This window comes from Janthinobacterium glycogeni (assembly GCF_051380725.1).
Taxonomy (GTDB): domain Bacteria; phylum Pseudomonadota; class Gammaproteobacteria; order Burkholderiales; family Burkholderiaceae_D; genus Janthinobacterium.
This window is the reverse complement of the sequence record NZ_JBNYXP010000003.1, coordinates 224,428-243,636: the sequence shown is the minus strand read 5'-3', so window position 1 is coordinate 243,636 and position 19,209 is coordinate 224,428. Positions and strand designations below refer to the sequence as shown.

Here is a 19,209-nt window from a genome sequence, read left to right as displayed (position 1 = left end):
CTCATGCACACACCGATGAAACGCTCCCTGCGCGTATTGGCGCTCAGTTTGTCCCTGGCCGGCTGCGCCAGCATTGCGCCCGACACGCAACCGTTGCCGCAGCAAGACCTGGCCACCGTGCAACTGGCGGCCGACATCCACCTGGCCAGCGAAGGCTGGCCCGCCGCCCAATGGTGGCGCCAGCTCCAGGACAGCCAGCTGGACCAGCTGATCGAAAAGGCCCTGTCCGCCAGCCCGAACCTGGACGTGGCGCATGCCCGCATCGGCTCGGCCCTTGCCGCGTTTGACGCGCAACACGCGCAGCGCGGCGCCACGGTGGGCGTGGGCGCCGATGCCAACCGCCAGCGCTATTCGGGCAATGGCCTGATGCCCGCCCCCATCGGCGGCAATTACTACAATGAAATCACCGTGGGCGTGCAAGCCCATTACGACCTGGACTGGTGGGGCAAGCACAAGGCGCAGATCGCGGCCAGTCTGGGCGAAGTCAACGCGCGCCGCGCCGAATATGCGATGGCGGAACAGATGCTGGCCGCCGAGATCGCCCGCCGCTACTTCAGCATGCAAAACGGCTGGGCCCGCATGGACAACCTGCATGCGCTGGTCAGGCTGCAGCAGCAGCTGGTGGTCGACAAGGAAAAGCGCATCGCCAATGGCCTCGGGGTCAGCGACGACCATCTGTCCGCGCAAACGCGTCTGAGCCTGCTGCAACAACAAATTGCCCTGCTGGAAACGCAGATCGTCACGGAACGGGAAGCCCTGCGCGCCCTGCTCGGCGGCGACAGCTCGGCGCTGGCCAGCCTGCAGCCAAAACAGGCGCAAGCGCTGCCGCACGCCCTGCCCGGCAAGCTGGGCATGGAATTGCTGGCGCGCCGGCCCGACTTGCAGGCGGCCCGCTGGCGAGTCCAGGCGGCCATGAGCACAATCGAGGCGGCGCAGGCCTCGTTCTACCCCGATATCGACCTGGGGGCCTCGTTCGGCCTCGACGCCATCAAACTCGGCAAGCTGCTGCAGTCCGGCAGCCGCACCCTGTTCATCGGCCCGGCCCTGTCGCTGCCCCTGTTCGACAGCGGCCGCCTGCAGGCGCAGCTTGCCGGCGCGCGCAGCGAACGCAATGAAATCATCGCCGACTACAACCAGAACGTCTTCAATGTCGTGCGCGACGTGGCGCAGGCGGGCGCCCGGGTGCAGGGCGTGGAAAACCAGCTGCGGCTGCAGCAGGAAAACCTGCGCGCCAGCGAAGCGCAGCTGCGCAACGCGAATGCGCGCCTGAAACAGGGGCTGGCCGACCGCGCCACCCAGCTGAATGCGGAAATGACCGTGCGCGGCCAGGTGGACCTGGGCATGCAGCTGCAAAACCAGCGCCAGAACGCGGAAATCAACCTGACCGTGGCGCTGGGCGGCGGCTACCGGGGCAGCAGCGACTTTGCCGCCACGACGACTAAACAATAACGATCGATTACGGAACACATCATGAGCAGCGAAACCACAGCCACCACCTCCTCCACCGAACAGCCGGGCAAGCGCAAGGCCGTCCTGATCGCCATCACGGCAGCCTTTCTCGTGGCCGGCGCCGCCTGGGCCGCCTACTATCAACTGGTGCTGTCCAGGGAAGAAGTGACGGACAACGCCTACGTGGGCGGCAACCTGGTCACCCTGTCCGCCCAGGTTACGGGCAATGTCGACGCCATCCGCGCCGACGAGACGCAGATGGTGAAAGCGGGCGCACCGCTGATCACCCTCAACGCCATCGATGCGGACCTGGCCCTGAGCCAGGCGCAAGCGCGGCTGGGCAACGTCGTGCGCCAGGAACGCGAGCGCTATGCCAGCGTGGCGCAGTACGACGCCGTCATCGGGCAGCGCCGCCTGGCCCTGGCCACGGCGCAGGGCAACCTGGCGCGCCGCGCGCCGCTGGCGGCGGACCACACGATCTCGGGCGAAGACCTGGCCCATGCGAAACAGGCGGTCGATGACGCGAAAGCGGCCTTGACGGTGGCGCAGCGCCAGGCCGAGTCCGCCAAAGCGGGCGTGAGCGGCGTCAACCTGGCCAGCCATCCGGCCGTGCTGTCGGCCAAGGGCGACGTGCTGCAGGCATGGCTGGCCGTGCGCCGCAACGCCGTGGTCGCGCCCGTCTCGGGCTATGTGGCCAAGCGCAGCGTGTAGCTGGGCACGCACGTGACGCCGGGCACGCCCTTGATGTCCATCGTGCCGCTCGACCAGTTATGGGTCGACGCGAACTTCAAGGAGTCCGAATTGCGCAATATCCGCGTGGGCCAGGCGGCCACCATCGAAACGGATCTGTATGGCAGCAAGGTGGTCTACCACGGCAAGGTGCTGGGCATGTCGGCCGGCACGGGCAGCGCGTTTTCCCTGCTGCCGGCGCAAAACGCCACGGGCAACTGGATCAAGGTGGTGCAGCGCGTTCCCGTGCGCATCACCCTGGACCCGAAGGAACTGGCCGCCCATCCGCTGCGCATCGGCTTGTCGACCACGGTGACAGTCGATACCAGCCATGGCGAAGGGGCGACCCTGGACCAGCCGATGGTGGCGTCCACCGTCTACACGACCGAGGCGCTGAGCCAGCCCGTGGGCGAGGCGGAGAAGATGGCGGACGCCATCATTGCGCAGAATCTTCTGAATTGAGATGTAACGATGCTGTCGGATTACGCGCTTGCGCGCTAATCCGACCTACCCGTATCACTTCGCCTTGCCCGCCGCCGCCACCTGGTCGAGGATATGCTTGGGCACGGCCGCATAGTGCTTGAATTCCATCGTGTACGTGGCGCGGCCCTGGGTCAGCGAACGCAAGGTTGTCGAGTAACCGAACATTTCCGCCAGCGGCACCAAGGCCTTGACGATGCGCCCCGCGCCGCCGGGGATGTCGTCGACGCCCTGCACCATGCCGCGCCGGGCCGTCAAATCGCCCATGACGTTGCCCATGAATTCTTCCGGCGTTTCCGCCTCCACCTGCATCATCGGTTCGAGCAGCACGGGCGACGCCTTGCGCATGCCGTCCTTGAAGGCGATGGAGCCGGCCATGCGGAAGGCATTCTCGTTGGAATCGACGTCATGGTAGGAGCCGAACGTCAATGTCGCCTTGACGTCCACCACCGGATAGCCGGCCAGCACGCCCGATTTGAGGGTTTCGATGATGCCCTTGTCGACGGCGGGAATGAATTCGCGCGGCACCACGCCGCCCTTGATGGCGTCGACGAACTGGTAGCCCGTGCCCGGCTCCAAGGGTTCGAGTTTCAGCACCACGTGGCCGTACTGGCCCCGTCCGCCCGATTGCTTGACGAACTTGCCCTCGATATCTTCCACCGCGCGCGTGATGGTTTCGCGGTACGCCACCTGCGGCTTGCCGACATTGGCTTCCACGCCGAATTCGCGCCGCATGCGGTCCACCAGAATTTCCAGATGCAGCTCGCCCATGCCCGACATGATGGTCTGGCCCGATTCCTCGTCCGTATGGACCCTGAAGGACGGGTCTTCCTGCGCCAGGCGGTTCAGGGCGATGCCCATCTTTTCCTGGTCCGGCTTGGTCTTCGGTTCAACGGCCTGGGAAATCACGGGTTCCGGGAAGATCATCTTTTCCAGCAAGATGACGTGGTCGATGGCGCACAGGGTGTCGCCCGTGGTGACGGCTTTCAGGCCCACGGCGGCGGCGATGTCGCCCGCATACACTTCCTTGATTTCCTTGCGTTCGTTCGCATGCATCTGCAGGATGCGCCCCAGCCGCTCGCGCGCGCTCTTGGTGGGGTTGTAGACCATGTCGCCCGAGTTCACCACGCCCGAATACACGCGGAAGAAGGTCAGCTGCCCCACGAACGGGTCCGTCATGATCTTGAAGGCCAGCGCGGAAAAGTATTCATCGTCCGTCGGATGACGCTCCACCTCGTTGTCGTGCTCGTCATGGCCCATGATGGGCGGCACTTCCAGCGGGGACGGCAGGTATTCGATGACGGCGTCGAGCATGGCCTGCACGCCCTTGTTCTTGAAGGCGCTGCCGCACAGCATGGGCACGATCTCATTGCGGATGGTGCGCGCGCGCAAGGCCTGTTTCAGTTCCGCTTCCGTAAACGTGTCGCCGTTCAGGTAGCGCTCCGTCATGTCGAAGCTGGCTTCTGCCGCCTGTTCGACCATGTGCTCGTGCCACTCCTGCGCCTGCGCCAGCAGCTCGGCGGGAATTTCTCCATAGCTGAACTGCACGCCCTGGCTGGCGTCGTCCCAGGTGATGGCGCGCATTTTCAGCAAGTCGATGACGCCCGTGAAATGCTCTTCGGCGCCGATGGGCAGCTGGATAGGCACGGCCACGCCTTTCAGGCGCTCGGCGATCTGCTTGCGCACGCGCAGGAAATCCGCGCCCACCCGGTCCATCTTGTTGATGAAGGCGATGCGCGGCACATGGTATTTGTTGGCTTGCCGCCAGACGGTCTCGGACTGCGGCTGCACGCCGCCGACGGCATCGTAGACCATCACGGCGCCGTCAAGCACGCGCATCGAGCGCTCCACCTCAATCGTGAAATCCACGTGGCCGGGCGTGTCGATGATGTTGATGCGGTGTTCGGGGAAGTTGCCGGCCATGCCCTTCCAGAACGCGGTGGTGGCGGCCGAGGTGATGGTGATGCCCCGTTCCTGCTCCTGCTCCATCCAGTCCATGGTGGCGGCGCCGTTGTGCACTTCGCCGATCTTGTGATTCACCCCCGTATAAAACAGGATGCGCTCGGTGGTGGTGGTCTTGCCGGCGTCGATATGGGCGCTGATGCCAATATTGCGGTAGCGCTCGATAGGTGTTTTGCGGGTCATCACAATCTCCATGGCTAGCCCGGCGCGCCAGTGTTTGCACCGGTTTTCCAGTGTAGCAGACATCGATTTGAGCGGCACGGGTGACCGGTTTTTACCACGCGCGCAACACCGACATTAACGCGCACGCGCGTTGCACAGGACAAACAAGAGTTTCGGCTATACTTTCAACTTTATTAATCCAGCAAAGATTAATCAAAATCAATACGCACCGTAAATTATCGTGCAAGGCGACGCCGCCGGCATGCCAGCCCAGGTGCGCACCGAATGACATGCCCCACTCAGCCTATGACTATCCGACTAAGAAAAATAATCCTCTCCTCCCTGCTGGCGTCGCCGGCGCTGGCCATGGCCGGCGAACTGGAACAGCAAATGCAGCGTTGCGCCGTGCTCGGTGACGCCAGCGCCCGCCTGGGCTGCTTCGACACCCTGGCCAAGGCGGCGGAAAAAGCCACCATCGCCGCCGGCGGCGACCCTGCCACGGCTGCCGTCACCCTGGCGGCCGCTGCCGAGGTCGCCCCCATCACGCCCGTCAGCCCGCCTGGCGTGGCCACGCCGGAAGCCGTCAACGCCGCCATTCCCGCCATCGCGCAGGCGGGTGCGGCACCGCCGGAAGCACCGATTTCGCGCACCCAGCAATCATGGGAACTGAACGACGCCTCGAAACGGGGCCTGTTCAACTTCCGCCCGCACCGCGACACCTATCTGCTGCTGGCCAACTACAGCGACGCTTCCAACGATGAGCCATTCCAGGACTTCACGCCGGCCGGCATCAAAAGCCAGCACGTGGAATTGACGTTCCAGCTGAGCTTCAAGATGAAGCTGCTGGAAGACATCGCCGGCACGCCCATCGACATGTGGTTCGGCTACACGCAGCAAAGTTTCTGGCAGGCGTATAACCGCAAGGCATCGAGCCCCTTCCGTGAGACCAATTACCAGCCTGAACTGATGCTGATCTTGCCGATCAACAAGAATTTCGCGGGCCTGGAATTCAATTACCTGAACCTGGGCCTCGTGCACCAGTCGAATGGCCAGACGTCGACCCTGTCGCGCAGCTGGAACCGCGTGTATGCGGAACTGGGCGTGGAAAAAGACAACCTGGCGATCACAGGCCGCGTCTGGCACCGCCTCGACAATAGCGCGACCGACAACGACAATATCGACATCACCGATTACATGGGGCATGGCGACTTGCGCGTGAGCTACCGCAACAAGGGCCATGAATACGCCGTGACGGCGCGCCGCAATTTCAGCAAGAAGCATGGCTCGATGCAGGCAAGCTGGGCTTTCCCTCTGAAAGCCAACCTGAAAGGCTATCTGCAGCTGTTCTCCGGCTACGGCCAGAGCCTGATCGACTATAACTATTCGCAGAAATCGATCGGCGCCGGTTTCATGGTCGACCTGTAAGCGGTGTAAACGGTACATGCATAAAAAATGGCGCCGACGGCGCCATTTTTTTATGGGAATCCAGTTCAGTGCCGCCCGCCACCGAGCACGCGGGCCGGCAGCATGACGATGGCGCGCAGCAATTCGAACACGCCTTCCACGCCGATGCCGATCAGGCGGAATGGCAGCAACAGCAGCCAGGCCAGCGGATACAGCACGAGGGCCAGCAAGGCAAGGGGCCAGCACACCAGCAAGAGCAGCAGCCACAGCACGAATCCCAGCATCGCCTTCCCCCTCAAATGAAATGTGCGGAGCAAGCCGTGCTTGCCCCGCTACCGTGACAGCACTATAGTCAAGCGCCGCCACGGCGGCAACGGCCATGCGATGAACTGCGTGCTACGGGGATGAACGGTGCAAAAACGGGAATGAACGGGGGCTTACTGGCCGACGCAAATCACTTTCGTGATGTATTCATGCGCGTTCGGCTTCTTGCTGGTGGCCCATTTGATAGCCTGGTTGGCCTCTTCGATGGTCAGGATGGAGGCCTTGTCCTTCGACTTGATGAAGGACACGCCTTCAAACACGCCTTCCTTGCTGCGCATCACCTTGGCAAACACGGGCGGCCGGGTCTCGCCGTCGCTGATTTTGTTCTGTTGCACGAGGTAACGCTGATCGATCTGTTCCATGATAATAAAGCTGTCCAGTGGGTAAAAGACGAAATATACCCTGAATGGACAAACGCCGCAGGATGAAATCGCTGCGGCGTTGCCTTGGAATTAACGATGCTTATGCGTAGACGGCGTTCTGCATAGCGGGCTGAAGATTCACGTCATAGATCACCTGGGCGCGGATCGACGCTTCCAGCGAAGGGATCGAACCGCCCGCGCGGTACTGGAAACTCACCTGCAGCACGTCGCCCGCCTTCACGGCCAACGGCGCGGCCAGCGGCAGGCACATGTAGTGGTTCAGCCAGTCGATGGTGGTCGAACGCTCGGGCACGACTGCCAGGATGTTCTTGGTGACGAAACGCAAGGCGTTCAGGGTGCCGCTGCGTTCGACGACGAACTTGCCGTCGAAGCCGAACACGCTGTCCGTCGGCTGGCTGAAGTCGATGATGCTGTACACGGACGGCGGCGCCAGTTCCAGCACGCCCGGGTGGATGGCCGCGGTTTCCTGGAATTGCACGATGGGCGCATAAAACCCCTCGAAATCGTATTCCTGCTGCATCGGCTGCACGGCCATGATGACGGCCTCGGGCAGGAAGATGGGCAGCGGGCCGCCAAAGCGTGCCAGGTAGCGGCGCTTGAACGATTCGATCACTTCCACCTGTTTTTCGCGCAGCATGCCCACGTGGATCATTTCGCAGATGACCACGTCAACGGGCTCGGGCGGCAGGTATTCGAAGGCGTCCGCATGGACGACTTCGACTTTTTCACCGTTGGGATTGAGCGCCAGCATCTTGCGCGCTTCCTTGACCATGTCCGGATTGAACTCCACGCACCAGACCTTGTCGGCGCGCGCAGCCGCAAACCACGACAGCACGCCCGTGCCGCCGCCCAGCTCCAGCACCTTCATGCCGGGTTTCACCGCGTAATCGATCGCCGACTTGAACCCGTGCATGCGGTTCTGGTCCATCAACATATTGTGGTGGTAATGGACGGGGATAAATTGCCCCAGGTAACAACTCTCGATTTCTCGTTCATTCAGCATGTCTGTCCTCTTGGAGTCTGGCTCCGATGGCCGATCGGTTTTGTCATTCCAGAAAGCAGTGATATCGCACGGGCTGCGCGAGGGGCGGCGACAATACAGCCGGCGCCTGACGGTGGTGGGATGGCCCATGCGAGAAATCTCCTGATTAATGCGACACGATCATTATCGTTAATCGGCAGGGAGAACAAAGGGCTGAGGTGAGAGGCAATTCCATGCCAGTTTCAGCGCTGGCATGGAAAGTATTGCTAGAAAGATTACTTACATGTACTTATTTACGTCCCGCGCGCGCCTTCTGTGCCGCTTCGATGATGGCGACCACGCCCGGCTTGTCGCCGGCCTGGGCGAATTGTACGGCCGTCCAGCCATGGTCGCTTTTCAGGCTGGCGTCCGCGCCCCAGGACAGCAGCAGCTTGACGGCGCCCTCCTGTCCTTCGCGGGCGGCGAACATCAGCGGCGTGACATTGGCAGGCGCGCGCGCATCGACCATGGCGTCGCGGTCGAGCAATATCTTCATGATTGGCAAGTCACCGGCCGAGGCCGCATAGTGGAGCGCCGTCCAGCCGCTCTGGTTGACCTTGGCGCCCTTGGCCAGCAAGGCGTTCACCGCGTCCAGCTTGTGCTTGTAGGCGGCCATCATCAGCGCCGTGTTGCCGTTGGCCGAACGGGCCTCGATGTCGATGCCGGGTGTGTCGAGCAGCAGCTGGAACACCTTGTCCGCATCGTCGCGCAGGGCCAGCACGAGGGGAATGTCACCGCGCTGCGCGTCAGGCTGGTTCGGATTCATGCCCTCGGCCAGCATGCCGCGCACGCCGCTGGCGTTGTTGACGGACACGGCGCGGAAGAAGGCGTCCGGTTCCGGCGCCGCCTGGCCGGCCGTCGCCCAGCACAGCAGCATCGCCAGCGCGAGTTTTTTCATCATGTTTTACCTTAATAAGTTATGGCAACTGATTGAATAACTTGAAGAAATTATCCGTCGTCTGCTGCGCCACCTGGGCCAAAGGAATGCCTTTCAGGGTCGACAGGTACTCGGCCACGTGGGCCACGTAGCCCGGTTCGTTCATGCGGCCGCGGAACGGCACGGGCGCCAGATATGGCGAATCCGTCTCGATGAGGATGCGCTCGAGCGGCACTTCCAGCGCCACGGCCTGCAAATCCTTGGCGCTCTTGAACGTGACGATGCCGGAGAACGAAATGTAGAAACCCATGGCTATGGCGGCGCGCGCCACTTCCAGCGATTCTGTAAAGCAATGCATGACGCCGGCCACGCCGCCGTCGGCCACGCCCGCGCCTTCTTCGCGCATGATGCGCAGCGTGTCTTCACTGGCCGCTCTTGTGTGAATAATCAAGGGCTTGCGCGTGATTCTTGAAGCTTTGATGTGAGTGCGGAAGCGCTCGCGCTGCCACTCGAGGTCGCCCGTCAGGCGGAAATAGTCGAGGCCCGTCTCGCCGATGGCGATGATCTTCGGGTGGTCGGCCAGGCGCACCAGGTCTTCCACCGACGGTTCCGGCGTGTCTTCATAGTCGGGATGCACGCCGACGGAGGCGAAAATATGCGGATACTGCTCGGCCAGGGCCAGCACCTGCGGGAAGTCCGGCAGGTCGACGGACACGCACAGCGCGTGCGTCACCTTGTTCTCGGCCATCTTGGCGAGGATCTCGGGCATGCGAGCGGCCAGCTCGGGGAAATTGATATGGCAGTGGGAATCGATATACATAAGGCGGGATTGTACCGGAGGGAGCGAAAACTGGCAGGGAAACGGCGGCGCGCATGCCCTGCCGGGGCGGTGCGGATGCTGGCAGCCGATTACATCTGCGAGGCCGGGTGTTCGGCCAGCGGAACAAAGTTGCCGGTCGACTCGTCGAGCGCGTCGAGAGAGCCGTTCTCGATGTCGTACACCCAGCCATGCAGGGTCAGACGATGCTGCGCCATGGCCAGCGCCACCGAGGGATGGGTGCGCAGGTTATTCAGTTGCGCGACCACGTTGGCGCGCACCATGCCGTCGATGCGCGACTGCTCCGTCGGATGGTCGAGCGATTCGTTGATCATGCGCGCGGCGTCCGCATGGTGCAGCCAGCTGCGCACGGCCGGCATGTGATCGAGGCAGGCGCAGGTGGCGATCGCCTTCATCGCGCCGCAATCGGAATGGCCGCAAATGACGATATCGCTCACGTTCAGGGCGGACACGGCAAATTCCACCGTGGCGCTGACGCCGCCCGGTTCAGGGCCGTACGAGGGCACGATGTTGCCCGCGTTGCGGATCACGAAGAGTTCGCCCGGCTCGCGCTGCGTCACCAGTTCGGGCACCATGCGGCTGTCCGAGCAGGAAATGAACAGGGCCTTCGGGGTCTGTCCCGTGGCGAGGCTCTTGAACAACTCGCGGCGCTCAGGAAAAACCTCTTTTTGGAAACGTAGGAATCCAGCAATAATGTCGCGCATAAATAAATGAAATGGTTAGCCGAACCCGTATTATCGCTGATCTGGCGCCTGCATTGCCTATTGCCCTTCGGGCGGCTGCCACAGTTCCACCTTGTTGCCCTCGGGATCGATGACCCAGCCGAACTGGCCGTATTCCGAGTCCGGCGCCTTGTCCAGCACATTACAGCCCTCGTCGCGCAGCGCTTGCAGCAGCGCATCGAGGTTGTCGACCCGGTAATTGATCATGAAGGACGCCTTGCCGGGCGCAAACTGCTCGCTGTCCTTGGCCGCCACGGACCAGATCGTGGTGCCGCCAGTGGGCTGTCCAGCGCTATCCGTCCAGGTGAAGGCGGCACCGCCCCAGGGCTGCACGTCCAGGCCCAGGTGGCGCTGGTACCAGGCGCGCAGCGCGGCCGGATCTTGCGCCTGGAAAAAGATACCGCCAATGCCAGTGACTCGTTGCATGCACGCCTCCGTTGCTGTCCAGTGCCTTGACTGTAACACCGGGGTCAGAACGTGGCAATCGGACATGAACGGTAGGCAAAAACCTTATCAAGATATATAGTGACTTGCCGGAACGCAACCATGGGGTTGCGCGCGGCTACCTGGAGATAGTTCATGCTGAAAGTTACGGGCCCTTTGATACTGCTGTCCTGCCTGACCCTCACAGCGCATGCGCAAGACAAGCGCGATGCGCCCAAGGCCATCCCCGATGGCAGCCTGTGCCAGCCCGTCTGTGCCTCGGCACGCCAGGATTGCCGGGCGCAAGCGCAAGGCGCGACGGAAAGCGATACCAGCCCCATCTTGTCGATGAAGCCCAGCAGCAATCCCTACGTCGCGGCTGGCAGGAATGTCGACGCGCAAGCGGAGCAGCTGCGCCCAACCGAAGCCCAGGCCTTCCGCGCCCGGCGCGCCGAACGCCAGCAAGCGTGCGAAGTGCAATACCGCAGCTGCACGCGCGCCTGCGGCTAAGTCCCGAATCGCGCCAGATCAAAGAATCTGGATTGGCTTGGTAACGTAAGCCCTTGATTCTATTGACAACTGGATGCGTAGTCGAGCAGCATGTCCTCGAGGAACAGCTTGGGCGACAAGGGGTGTTCGGCAATCGCCCGGCGTTCGTTGGCGGCCTTGATGGCGGCCATCAGACGGCTCACGTTGATGCGTCCCGCCAAGGCTTCCAGCTCGCGCCGGTGGCGCGGGTAGTAGCGGATGGTGCCCGACAGCTTGACAGAAAACACGTCGTACAGCCAGCGCTGCAAGGACGCCACCAGCGGCGCCAGCGGCGATTTCTGCAACTTGTCGGCCGCCTTCAGTGCCGCTTCCACGCCCGGGTTGGCCAGCACCTGCAGCAATTGTTCCGTTTCTTCGCGCCCGCCCGATTCGGACTGGGCCAGCGCGGCCAGCGGCGCGCCGCCCTGCTCGCGCAGCCAGCTGTCCGCATCGTTCAAACCTTGGGCCTTAAGCCAGGTCAAAGCCTGCTCGTGGCTGGGCATGGGCAAGGCGAACTTGCGGCAGCGCGACAGAATGGTTGGCAACAGGCGGTCCAGGCTGTTCGATGCCAGCAGGAACAGGGTGCCCGGCGGCGGCTCTTCCAGGGTCTTCAGCAAGGCGTTCGACGCGGGCGTGTTCAGCGCCTCGGCCGGATACAGCACGACCACGCGCAAGCCTTGGCGGTGCGTGGAAATGTTCATGAAGTCGGCCAGGTTGCGGATCTGCTCGATCTTGATGTCTTTCGACGGCGTCTTGGTCTTGGCGCTTTTCTTCGCGCCGTCGCCCTCTTCGCCGTCATCGGCCACCTCATCCTCCAGCGCTTCCGGACGCACCCGGCGGTAATCGGGATGGTTGCCCTGGCTAAACCAGCCGCACGAGGCGCAGGCGCCGCAGGCATGGCCGTCGGCGCGCACGTCTTCGCACAGCAAGGCTTGCGCAAAGTGCTCGATGAAGTCGGCCTTGCCGATGCCTTGCGCGCCATGGAACAGGATGGCGTGCGGCATGCGCGGACGCAAGGCTTGCAATTGCTGCCAGGCGTCCTGTTGCCACGGATAGAGAGAACTGGTCATATCTTCTTCTTTTAAATCAGCGATTTACAATGCTTTGTGCAAGCAATACATCAAGTAATTGCGCGAGCTGCACCTGGATGTCGGCAATGCTTTGCGTGGAATCGATGATGCGGAAACGCTGCGGGAACTGGGCCGCGCGGCGCAGATATTCGTTGCGCGTGGCGGCAAAGAAGTCCGCCTGCTCCTGCTCGAACTTGTCGAGCGCGCGCGTGGCGTCCAGGCGCGCGCGGGCGACGGCCAGCGGCACGTCGAACAGGAAAGTGATATCCGGCTGCAGGTGCGGGTGCACCCACGCTTCCAGTTGCTCCATCTTGCGCAAGTCCATGCCCCGGCCGCCGCCCTGATAGGCGAAGCTGGCATCGGTAAAGCGGTCGGAAATGACCCACTCGCCACGCTCGAGCGCGGGCGCGATGACTTGCGCGATGTGTTCGCGGCGGCTGGCGAACATCAGCAAGGCCTCCGTCTCCAGGTGCATCTTTTCATGCAGCAGCAGTTCGCGCAGCTTTTCGCCGAGGCTGGTGCCGCCCGGTTCGCGCGACGAGACGAGGCTCACGCCCCGCTGCCGCAGGTAGTCGGCGACAAAGCCGATATGCGTCGACTTGCCCGCGCCATCGATGCCTTCGAAGGTGATGAAGCGCGGTTGATAGTGTTGTGTCATGAAGCTCTTGATGTGATAAGGATATTAGCGCTGGTACTGGTTCACGGCGCGGTTATGGTCGGGCAAGTTGGCCGAGAACTGGCTGGTGCCGTCGCCGCGCGCGACGAAATACAGCGCCTGCGTGCGGGCCGGCGCCAGCGCCGCCGTCAGCGATTGTGCGCCAGCCAGGGCGATCGGCGTGGGCGGCAAGCCGCCGCGCGTGTAGGTATTGTACGGGGTGTCCGCTTCCAGGTCGCGTTTGCGGATCTTGCCCTGGTAGCTGTCGCCCATGCCATAGATCACGGTCGGGTCCGTCTGCAGCAGCATGCCCGTCTTCAGGCGGTTGACGAAGACGCCGGCGATCATGGCGCGCTCGGACTTTTGCCCCGTTTCCTTTTCCACGATGGACGCCATGATCAGCGCCTCGTACGGGTTTTTATACGGCAAGGCCGGATCGCGCTTGAACCACGCTTCGGACAGGCGGCCTATCATGGCCGCGTGCGCCTGCTTGAAAATCTGCATTTCGCTGGCGCCCTTGGCGAACAGATACGTGTCCGGGAAGAACAGGCCTTCCGGGAGCACATATTCGGGGCTGATCTTCGCCATCAGTTCCTTGTCGGACAGGCCCACGGTATCGTGCTTGAGGCCGGGATGGCTGGCCATGGCCATGCGCATCTGCCTGAAGGTCCAGCCTTCGATGATGGTCAGCGACTCTTGCGCGAATTCACCGCGCGCCAGTTGCGTGATCAGGCGCTGCGGCGTCGTGCCCGGCTTCAGCTCGTAGGAACCGGCCTTGATCTTCGAGGTCTTGCCTTCGATGCGCGCCAGCATGTTGAACAGGATGGGCACGATGGGCACGCCCGCGTCCGCGATCTGCTGGCCGGCCGCATGCGCGCCGCTGCCGGGCGCAATCGTAAACGGAATCGCTACACCGTCCGTGGTGATGGGCTGCTGCGCCCAGTACACAAAAGTACCGCCCACGCCGATGGCGGCGATGACTGAACTGACTACAAGTTTTTTAAAGAAAGCCATTGTTCCGATTCTTGTGATGCGCTCGCTGACGGGCAGCGCGCGCTTGTTATGATCGTTCATTTGTGAAGAAAGTACGCGCAAAGCGGCGCCAACACTGGCATTCTTGCCGCTGCCGACGCAATCTGCGCGACATCACTATAATGAACCCGTAATGATAATGCTTAATCGCTGATCTAATGGAAATTATGAATAACTGGAATCAATTTTTAACCGCACAAGGCGCCCGCCCCGCTGCCACCGATGGCGCGCCTGACAGCACCGCCCCCATCGCCGCCGCCCCTATCGCCGATTTCGGCCAGTCCCTGACAGTGCCCCAGCTGCAAGAAGGTTTTGTCGCCGCCATCACGGACCAGGGCTTGATCGGCCTGAACGGCGACGAGGCAGCCAGTTTCCTGCACGGCCAGCTGACCAACGATGTGGAACACCTGGACCAGGAGCAAGTGCGCCTGGCCGGCTACTGCACGCCGAAGGGCCGGCTGCTGGCCAGTTTCCTGATGTGGCGCAACGCCACCACCATTTATCTGCAATTGCCGCGCGCCATACAGCCTGCCATCCAGAAGCGCCTGCAGATGTTCGTGCTGCGCGCCAAGGCCAAGCTGCACGATGCATCGTTTGATGACGCGAACCAGGTCATCCTGGGCCTGGGCGGCAAGCAAGCCGGCGCGGTCCTGTCCGCCTGGTTTCCCGCCCTGCCCGCCACGCCGTTCAGCAAGGTCGAGCACGCGCTGGGCACCCTGCTGCGCGTGGCCGATGCGTTCGGCAGCGCCCGCTATGAATGGCTGACGTCGGCCGCCACGGCGCGCGACGCGTGGCCGCAGCTGGCTGAAAAACTGGCCAAGGGCGGCAATGACGCCTGGCAATTGTCGGACATCCACGCGGGTATCCCGCAGATCACGGCCGCCACGCAAGAGCAATTCGTGCCGCAGATGGTCAATTTCGAGTTGCTGGGCGGCGTCAATTTCAAGAAGGGCTGCTACCCGGGCCAGGAAATCGTCGCGCGCAGCCAATACCTGGGCAAGCTCAAGCGCCGCACCACCCTCGTCAGCATCGCTGACGCCGCCGTCGTGGCCGGCGGCGAACTGTACACCGTCAGTGACCCGGACCAGCCTTGCGGCATGGTCGTCAACGCCGCGCCCAACGGCAGCGGCGGCAGCGACGCCCTCGTCGAAATGAAGCTGGGGGCGATAGCCGAAGGTTCAAGCGCCGCCGGCGCCGTGCGCTACGGTTCGGCGCAAGGCGTTCACGTGCAATTCCTGCCCATGCCTTACGTGCTTGACGCACTCGACTTGTGAGAATGCCATGAAAGATTTGTACATTTATTATCAGGTCAAGGAAGAGCACGCCCAGGCGCTGGAAGCGCGGGTCCGCGCCTTGCAGGCAAAGCTGGCGGCCGCGTCCGGCGTGGCGCCGCAACTGAAGCGCCGCCCGGAAGCCAAGGATGGCTTGCAGACGTGGATGGAAATCTATCCCGTCGTCGGCGAAGGCTTTGCCGAACTGCTGGCCGCAGCCGCCGACGAGGCGGGCTTGCTGGCCCTGACGGCCGGCGCGCGCCATACGGAAGTGTTCATGGATTTGCCCCCATGTGCCTGATCGTTTTTGCCTGGAAAGTCAATCCGCACATCCCGCTGATTGCCGCCGCCAACCGCGACGAATTCTATGAACGCGCCAGCGCCCCCGCCGCGGTCTGGCCCGAGCACCCGCAAGTGTATGCGGGCCGCGACCTGCAGGCGGGCGGCAGCTGGATGGGCATCACCCAGGCCGGCAGCGGCAGCTCGCGCTTCGCCGCCATCACGAACATCCGCAGCCCGCAAGACCGCAACCCGGACGCCCCCTCGCGCGGCGCCCTGGTGGCCGATTACCTGGCCGGCGATATGTCGCCGCAAGACTATATCGCGCAAATCCGCCCCGGCTGCAAAGCCTACAACGGCTTCAACCTGGTGCTGGGCGACGCGGATACCCTGATCTGGTTTTCCAACCGGGGCGATGGCGATGCGCGCAACGGCCAGCCCCTGGAACCGGGCATCTACGGCCTGTCGAACGCCCTGCTCGACGCGCCGTGGCCGAAGGTCCTGAAGACCAAGGCCCAGTTCGCCAGCCTGCTGTGCCAGGGCGCGCCCGACGAAGCGTATTTCGACATGCTGGCCGACACCACGCGCGCGCCCGACTTCCGCTTGCCCGACACGGGCGTGCCGCTCGACCTCGAGCGCGTGCTGTCCGCCGTCTGCATCGAAACGCCGGGCTACGGCACGCGCACGTCCACCGTCGTGAAACTGTTCCCCGATTCGCCCGGCGAACTGCATGAGCTGGTGATACAGTAAGTCAATGCGGGGGTCTGACCCGTCGGGTCAGCCCCCCCCCAACAGTCAGGGTAGGTCGGGTTAGCGCGCAAGCGCGTAAGCCGACACCACCATCACCACCACTACACGCAACCGGCATCACCGCCATCGCCGCTGTCGGATTACGCGCCCCTCCGGCGCGCAAATCCGACCTGCGCCAGCTTCCCCTATCCTCATCGAGAACCCACACACCATCCATCCGCACAAAAAAGAAAGCGCTTGCGCAAGCGCTTTCTTTTGTTTACGATGGATGCAAACGCGGCAACAAAGCCGTGCATCAAACACATAAAAACAAAAAAATACCATCAGGAGACACCATGGCCACCATGGAAGATGTAGCGCGGGCGGCGGACGTATCGTTGTCGACCGTCTCTCACGTACTCAACGGCACCCGCAAGGTCAGCCCGAAAACCGTCGCCGCCGTCAACGCGGCCATGCAGCAGATCGGCTATGTGCCGAACATGCTGGCGCGCGCCCTGGCCGGCTCCTCGTCGGGCACCATCGGCGTGGCCATTTCCGCCTTCACCAATCATTACTTCAGCGAAACCGTGCGCGCCATCGAGGCGGCCTGCACGCGCCATGGCTTGATGATGCTGTTTTCCGATACGCATGACGATCCCGCGCAGGAATTGAAAGTGGTGCAGAACCTGCACCAGCGCCGGGTCGACGGCATCGTGCTGGCGCCGTCCGGCGATCCGCACCACCGCACGCTCGACTATTTGACCAGCAACAAGATCGCTTCCGTACTGGTGGACCGCATGTCGCCGCAGCCATTCGACCAGGTGGGCGTGGAAAACAGCGAAGCGACGGCGCAGCTGGTCAGCCATCTGATCGCGGTCCACGGCCACCGCCGCATCGGCTTCATCGCGGGCGCGCCCGGCCTGTCCACGACGGACGAGCGCATCGACGGCTACCGCCTGGCCTTGCAGCGCGCCGACATCGCCTTTGACCCCGAGCTGCTGCGCTCGGGCGACTCGAACCTTGAGCGCAGCGGCGCGGCCACGCGCGAATTGCTGGCATTGCCGCAGCGTCCCACGGCCATCGTGGCCGGCAATAATCTGATGACCATCGGCACCATGCACGCCTTGCGCGACGCGCACATTGCGGTACCGCAAGACGTCGCCCTGGCCGGCTTCGATGATTTCGACTGGGCCGATTACTTCAGCCCCCGCCTGACCGTGATGGCGCAACCGCTCGAAGAGCTGGGCGCCATGGCCGTCGACCTCTTGATCGACCGCATCGCCAATCCGGGCCGCGCCCAGCACGTGCAGCGCCTGTCGCCGACCTTGCGCGTGCGCAATTCCTGCGGCTGCCCCTGACTTTTTATAGCAAACCAACATGCATCCAGCGATTTCCCTCGGTATCGACCTCGGTACCTCCGAACTGAAAACCGTGCTGATGGACAGCGCAGGCGCCGTGCGCGGCCAGGCGTCCGTGCGCATCGATACCAGCCGTCCGCAAGCGGGCTGGTCCGAACAGTCGCCGCAGGACTGGTGGGCCGCCTGCGTCAACGCGCTGGCCCAGCTGCGCGCCGGCTGGCCGCAGGAATACGCGCAGATCGCCTGCATCGGCCTGTCGGGTCAGATGCACGGCGCCGTGCTGCTCGACGCCGACGATAACATCATCCGTCCCGCCATCCTGTGGAACGATGCGCGCGCCGAAGCCGAAGCGGCGACCCTGGCGCGAGACTATCCCGCCTATGCGGACGTGACTGGCAGCCTGCCCATGGCGGGCTTGACGGCGCCGAAACTGCTGTGGCTGCAAACGCACGAGCCTGACGCCTTCGCCGCCATCGCCTGCCTGCTGTCGCCGAAGGATTATCTGCGCCTGCGCTTGACGGGCAACAAAGTCACCGACATGTCCGACGCGGCCGGCACCCTGTGGCTGGACGAGGCCAGCCGCGCCTGGTTCGACCCCATGCTGGCCGCCTGCGGTTTGCGTGCGCAACAGATGCCGGCGCTGGCCGAAGGCGACGCGGCCACGGGCACCGTGCTGGCGGCCGTCGCGGATCAGCTGGGCTTGCCCATGGACGTGGTGGTGGCCGCCGGCGGCGGCGACAATCCCGTCTCGGCCGTGGGCATCGGCGCCGTCAACGGCGGCGACAGTTTCATTTCGCTGGGCACCAGCGCCGCCATCGTCTCCGTCACCGAGGAGCCGCTGGGCAACCCGGCCGGCGGCGTGCACAGCTTTTGCCACGCCCTGCCCGGCCGCTGGTATGCCATGGGCGCGATCCTGTCCGGCGCCAGCTGCCTGCGCTGGGCGACTAGCGTGCTGGGCCAGCCCGACGAGGCCGCCCTGCTGGCGCTGGTGGAAAGCGCCTTGCCGCTCGACGCGCCCATCGCGCCATCCGCACCGCTGTTCCTGCCCTATCTGTCGGGCGAGCGCACGCCGCACAACGACCCGCAGGTGCGCGGCGCCTTTTTGCAATTGGGCCACGACAGCACGCCGGCGCAGCTCGGTTACGCCGTGCTCGAAGGCGTGGCCTTTGCCTTGCGCGACGCCATGGCGGCCGTCACCTCGACGGGTGCCGTCGTTCCCCACTGCATGCTGGTGGGCGGCGGCGCGCGCAGCCAGTACTGGGCGCAATTGCTGGCCAATGTGCTGGGACGCGACATGCGCACCCTGCACAACAGCGAACTGTCGGCCAGCCTGGGCGCTGCCAAGCTGGGCTTTGCCGCCATCGGCCAGCGCCAGTTGCTGGCCACCGGCTTGCCCATCAAAAACACTTTCCTGCCCGATGCCGCGCATAGCGCAGCCTTGAGCCTCCGCTACGGTCGCTACCGTAGCCTGTTTCCCGCCGTGCAAGCCTTGCACCAACTCAGCAAAGGATAA

At 63.5% G+C, this 19,209-nt stretch carries 21 protein-coding genes; 10 read left to right on the top strand and 11 right to left on the bottom strand.

What is annotated here, in order from left to right; translation table 11 throughout:
* Positions 1–3 precede the first annotated feature (3 nt).
* From ACQ4W4_RS09480 to ACQ4W4_RS09470, 3 genes are read left to right on the top strand one after another with little or no spacing between them, the layout of a single operon-like run.
* A complete protein-coding gene (locus ACQ4W4_RS09480) occupies positions 4–1,449 on the top strand; it encodes an efflux transporter outer membrane subunit (RefSeq protein ID WP_436541758.1) in 1,446 nt (481 codons plus the stop codon).
* A gap of 21 nt (positions 1,450–1,470) precedes the next feature.
* The gene (locus ACQ4W4_RS09475; RefSeq protein ID WP_436541757.1) at positions 1,471–2,160 is read left to right on the top strand and encodes an HlyD family secretion protein; all 690 of its coding nucleotides are present in this window, start codon (positions 1,471–1,473) and stop codon (positions 2,158–2,160) included.
* 33 nt (positions 2,161–2,193) lie between these two features.
* On the top strand, positions 2,194–2,640 hold the full coding sequence (locus ACQ4W4_RS09470) for an HlyD family secretion protein (RefSeq protein WP_495542787.1): 447 nt from the start codon (positions 2,194–2,196) through the stop codon (positions 2,638–2,640).
* 54 nt (positions 2,641–2,694) lie between these two features.
* On the opposite strand, the gene fusA is transcribed toward ACQ4W4_RS09470, so the two are convergent.
* Entirely contained in the window at positions 2,695–4,803 is a 2,109-nt protein-coding gene (gene fusA / locus ACQ4W4_RS09465) for an elongation factor G (protein WP_436541755.1), read from the bottom strand.
* A gap of 285 nt (positions 4,804–5,088) precedes the next feature.
* On the opposite strand from fusA, the gene ACQ4W4_RS09460 reads away from it, so the two are divergent.
* Positions 5,089–6,207, top strand: a complete 1,119-nt coding sequence (locus tag ACQ4W4_RS09460) for a phospholipase A (protein ID WP_436497115.1) — start codon at positions 5,089–5,091, stop codon at positions 6,205–6,207.
* Positions 6,208–6,272: 65 nt separating this feature from the next.
* On the opposite strand, the gene ACQ4W4_RS09455 is transcribed toward ACQ4W4_RS09460, so the two are convergent.
* The 7 genes from ACQ4W4_RS09455 to ACQ4W4_RS09425 form a co-directional block, all read right to left on the bottom strand.
* Positions 6,273–6,470: a hypothetical protein gene (locus ACQ4W4_RS09455; RefSeq protein WP_070218341.1), complete on the bottom strand. Its 198-nt coding sequence runs from the start codon at positions 6,468–6,470 to the stop codon at positions 6,273–6,275.
* A 153-nt stretch (positions 6,471–6,623) separates the two neighbouring features.
* Positions 6,624–6,872 carry a hypothetical protein gene (locus ACQ4W4_RS09450; protein WP_436541754.1) on the bottom strand — a complete coding sequence of 83 codons (249 nt, stop codon included), beginning with the start codon at positions 6,870–6,872 and terminating at the stop codon, positions 6,624–6,626.
* A 100-nt stretch (positions 6,873–6,972) separates the two neighbouring features.
* Positions 6,973–7,896 carry a class I SAM-dependent methyltransferase gene (locus ACQ4W4_RS09445; protein ID WP_436541753.1) on the bottom strand — a complete coding sequence of 308 codons (924 nt, stop codon included), beginning with the start codon at positions 7,894–7,896 and terminating at the stop codon, positions 6,973–6,975.
* Positions 7,897–8,164: 268 nt separating this feature from the next.
* Entirely contained in the window at positions 8,165–8,815 is a 651-nt protein-coding gene (locus ACQ4W4_RS09440) for an ankyrin repeat domain-containing protein (protein ID WP_436541752.1), read from the bottom strand.
* Positions 8,816–8,831: 16 nt separating this feature from the next.
* Entirely contained in the window at positions 8,832–9,611 is a 780-nt protein-coding gene (locus ACQ4W4_RS09435; protein WP_436541751.1) for a TatD family hydrolase, read from the bottom strand.
* An 89-nt stretch (positions 9,612–9,700) separates the two neighbouring features.
* Positions 9,701–10,333 (bottom strand): carbonic anhydrase, encoded by a 633-nt coding sequence (locus ACQ4W4_RS09430; RefSeq protein WP_436541750.1) that lies wholly within the window; start codon positions 10,331–10,333, stop codon positions 9,701–9,703.
* Positions 10,334–10,390: 57 nt separating this feature from the next.
* Positions 10,391–10,777 (bottom strand): VOC family protein, encoded by a 387-nt coding sequence (locus ACQ4W4_RS09425; RefSeq protein ID WP_436541749.1) that lies wholly within the window; start codon positions 10,775–10,777, stop codon positions 10,391–10,393.
* 153 nt (positions 10,778–10,930) lie between these two features.
* On the opposite strand from ACQ4W4_RS09425, the gene ACQ4W4_RS09420 reads away from it, so the two are divergent.
* On the top strand, positions 10,931–11,284 hold the full coding sequence (locus ACQ4W4_RS09420; RefSeq protein WP_436541748.1) for a hypothetical protein: 354 nt from the start codon (positions 10,931–10,933) through the stop codon (positions 11,282–11,284).
* 59 nt (positions 11,285–11,343) lie between these two features.
* On the opposite strand, the gene ACQ4W4_RS09415 is transcribed toward ACQ4W4_RS09420, so the two are convergent.
* From ACQ4W4_RS09415 to mltG, 3 genes are read right to left on the bottom strand one after another with little or no spacing between them, the layout of a single operon-like run.
* Positions 11,344–12,372 (bottom strand): DNA polymerase III subunit delta', encoded by a 1,029-nt coding sequence (locus tag ACQ4W4_RS09415; RefSeq protein ID WP_436541747.1) that lies wholly within the window; start codon positions 12,370–12,372, stop codon positions 11,344–11,346.
* Positions 12,373–12,388: 16 nt separating this feature from the next.
* Positions 12,389–13,030, bottom strand: coding sequence for a dTMP kinase (gene tmk, locus ACQ4W4_RS09410; protein ID WP_436541746.1), 642 nt, complete (start codon positions 13,028–13,030; stop codon positions 12,389–12,391).
* A gap of 24 nt (positions 13,031–13,054) precedes the next feature.
* Positions 13,055–14,041, bottom strand: a complete 987-nt coding sequence (gene mltG / locus ACQ4W4_RS09405) for an endolytic transglycosylase MltG (protein ID WP_436541745.1) — start codon at positions 14,039–14,041, stop codon at positions 13,055–13,057.
* 176 nt (positions 14,042–14,217) lie between these two features.
* Between mltG and ygfZ the strand changes: the two genes are divergently transcribed.
* The 5 genes from ygfZ to xylB all read left to right on the top strand — a co-directional run bounded on the left by ygfZ (position 14,218) and on the right by xylB (position 19,209).
* Positions 14,218–15,333: a CAF17-like 4Fe-4S cluster assembly/insertion protein YgfZ gene (gene ygfZ / locus ACQ4W4_RS09400; protein ID WP_436541744.1), complete on the top strand. Its 1,116-nt coding sequence runs from the start codon at positions 14,218–14,220 to the stop codon at positions 15,331–15,333.
* A gap of 7 nt (positions 15,334–15,340) precedes the next feature.
* Positions 15,341–15,631 (top strand): DUF4936 family protein, encoded by a 291-nt coding sequence (locus tag ACQ4W4_RS09395; RefSeq protein WP_070311863.1) that lies wholly within the window; start codon positions 15,341–15,343, stop codon positions 15,629–15,631.
* Positions 15,622–16,359, top strand: coding sequence for an NRDE family protein (locus ACQ4W4_RS09390; protein WP_436541743.1), 738 nt, complete (start codon positions 15,622–15,624; stop codon positions 16,357–16,359). The genes ACQ4W4_RS09395 and ACQ4W4_RS09390 overlap by 10 nt, the downstream gene beginning before the upstream one ends.
* A 335-nt stretch (positions 16,360–16,694) precedes the next feature.
* Complete coding sequence (locus ACQ4W4_RS09385; protein ID WP_436541742.1) at positions 16,695–17,696, top strand: LacI family DNA-binding transcriptional regulator; 1,002 nt, start codon at positions 16,695–16,697, stop codon at positions 17,694–17,696.
* 31 nt (positions 17,697–17,727) lie between these two features.
* Positions 17,728–19,209 carry a xylulokinase gene (xylB, locus tag ACQ4W4_RS09380; protein ID WP_436542014.1) on the top strand — a complete coding sequence of 494 codons (1,482 nt, stop codon included), beginning with the start codon at positions 17,728–17,730 and terminating at the stop codon, positions 19,207–19,209.

Coding starts and splice junctions, on each gene's coding strand:
- ACQ4W4_RS09480 (WP_436541758.1), top strand. CDS start 4: ATGCACACACCGATGAAACGCTCCCTGCGCGTATTGGCGCTCAGTTTG.
- ACQ4W4_RS09475 (WP_436541757.1), top strand. CDS start 1,471: ATGAGCAGCGAAACCACAGCCACCACCTCCTCCACCGAACAGCCGGGC.
- ACQ4W4_RS09470 (WP_495542787.1), top strand. CDS start 2,194: ATGTCCATCGTGCCGCTCGACCAGTTATGGGTCGACGCGAACTTCAAG.
- fusA (WP_436541755.1), bottom strand. CDS start 4,803: ATGACCCGCAAAACACCTATCGAGCGCTACCGCAATATTGGCATCAGC.
- ACQ4W4_RS09460 (WP_436497115.1), top strand. CDS start 5,089: ATGACTATCCGACTAAGAAAAATAATCCTCTCCTCCCTGCTGGCGTCG.
- ACQ4W4_RS09455 (WP_070218341.1), bottom strand. CDS start 6,470: ATGCTGGGATTCGTGCTGTGGCTGCTGCTCTTGCTGGTGTGCTGGCCC.
- ACQ4W4_RS09450 (WP_436541754.1), bottom strand. CDS start 6,872: ATGGAACAGATCGATCAGCGTTACCTCGTGCAACAGAACAAAATCAGC.
- ACQ4W4_RS09445 (WP_436541753.1), bottom strand. CDS start 7,896: ATGCTGAATGAACGAGAAATCGAGAGTTGTTACCTGGGGCAATTTATC.
- ACQ4W4_RS09440 (WP_436541752.1), bottom strand. CDS start 8,815: ATGATGAAAAAACTCGCGCTGGCGATGCTGCTGTGCTGGGCGACGGCC.
- ACQ4W4_RS09435 (WP_436541751.1), bottom strand. CDS start 9,611: ATGTATATCGATTCCCACTGCCATATCAATTTCCCCGAGCTGGCCGCT.
- ACQ4W4_RS09430 (WP_436541750.1), bottom strand. CDS start 10,333: ATGCGCGACATTATTGCTGGATTCCTACGTTTCCAAAAAGAGGTTTTT.
- ACQ4W4_RS09425 (WP_436541749.1), bottom strand. CDS start 10,777: ATGCAACGAGTCACTGGCATTGGCGGTATCTTTTTCCAGGCGCAAGAT.
- ACQ4W4_RS09420 (WP_436541748.1), top strand. CDS start 10,931: ATGCTGAAAGTTACGGGCCCTTTGATACTGCTGTCCTGCCTGACCCTC.
- ACQ4W4_RS09415 (WP_436541747.1), bottom strand. CDS start 12,372: ATGACCAGTTCTCTCTATCCGTGGCAACAGGACGCCTGGCAGCAATTG.
- tmk (WP_436541746.1), bottom strand. CDS start 13,030: ATGACACAACACTATCAACCGCGCTTCATCACCTTCGAAGGCATCGAT.
- mltG (WP_436541745.1), bottom strand. CDS start 14,041: ATGGCTTTCTTTAAAAAACTTGTAGTCAGTTCAGTCATCGCCGCCATC.
- ygfZ (WP_436541744.1), top strand. CDS start 14,218: ATGGAAATTATGAATAACTGGAATCAATTTTTAACCGCACAAGGCGCC.
- ACQ4W4_RS09395 (WP_070311863.1), top strand. CDS start 15,341: ATGAAAGATTTGTACATTTATTATCAGGTCAAGGAAGAGCACGCCCAG.
- ACQ4W4_RS09390 (WP_436541743.1), top strand. CDS start 15,622: ATGTGCCTGATCGTTTTTGCCTGGAAAGTCAATCCGCACATCCCGCTG.
- ACQ4W4_RS09385 (WP_436541742.1), top strand. CDS start 16,695: ATGGCCACCATGGAAGATGTAGCGCGGGCGGCGGACGTATCGTTGTCG.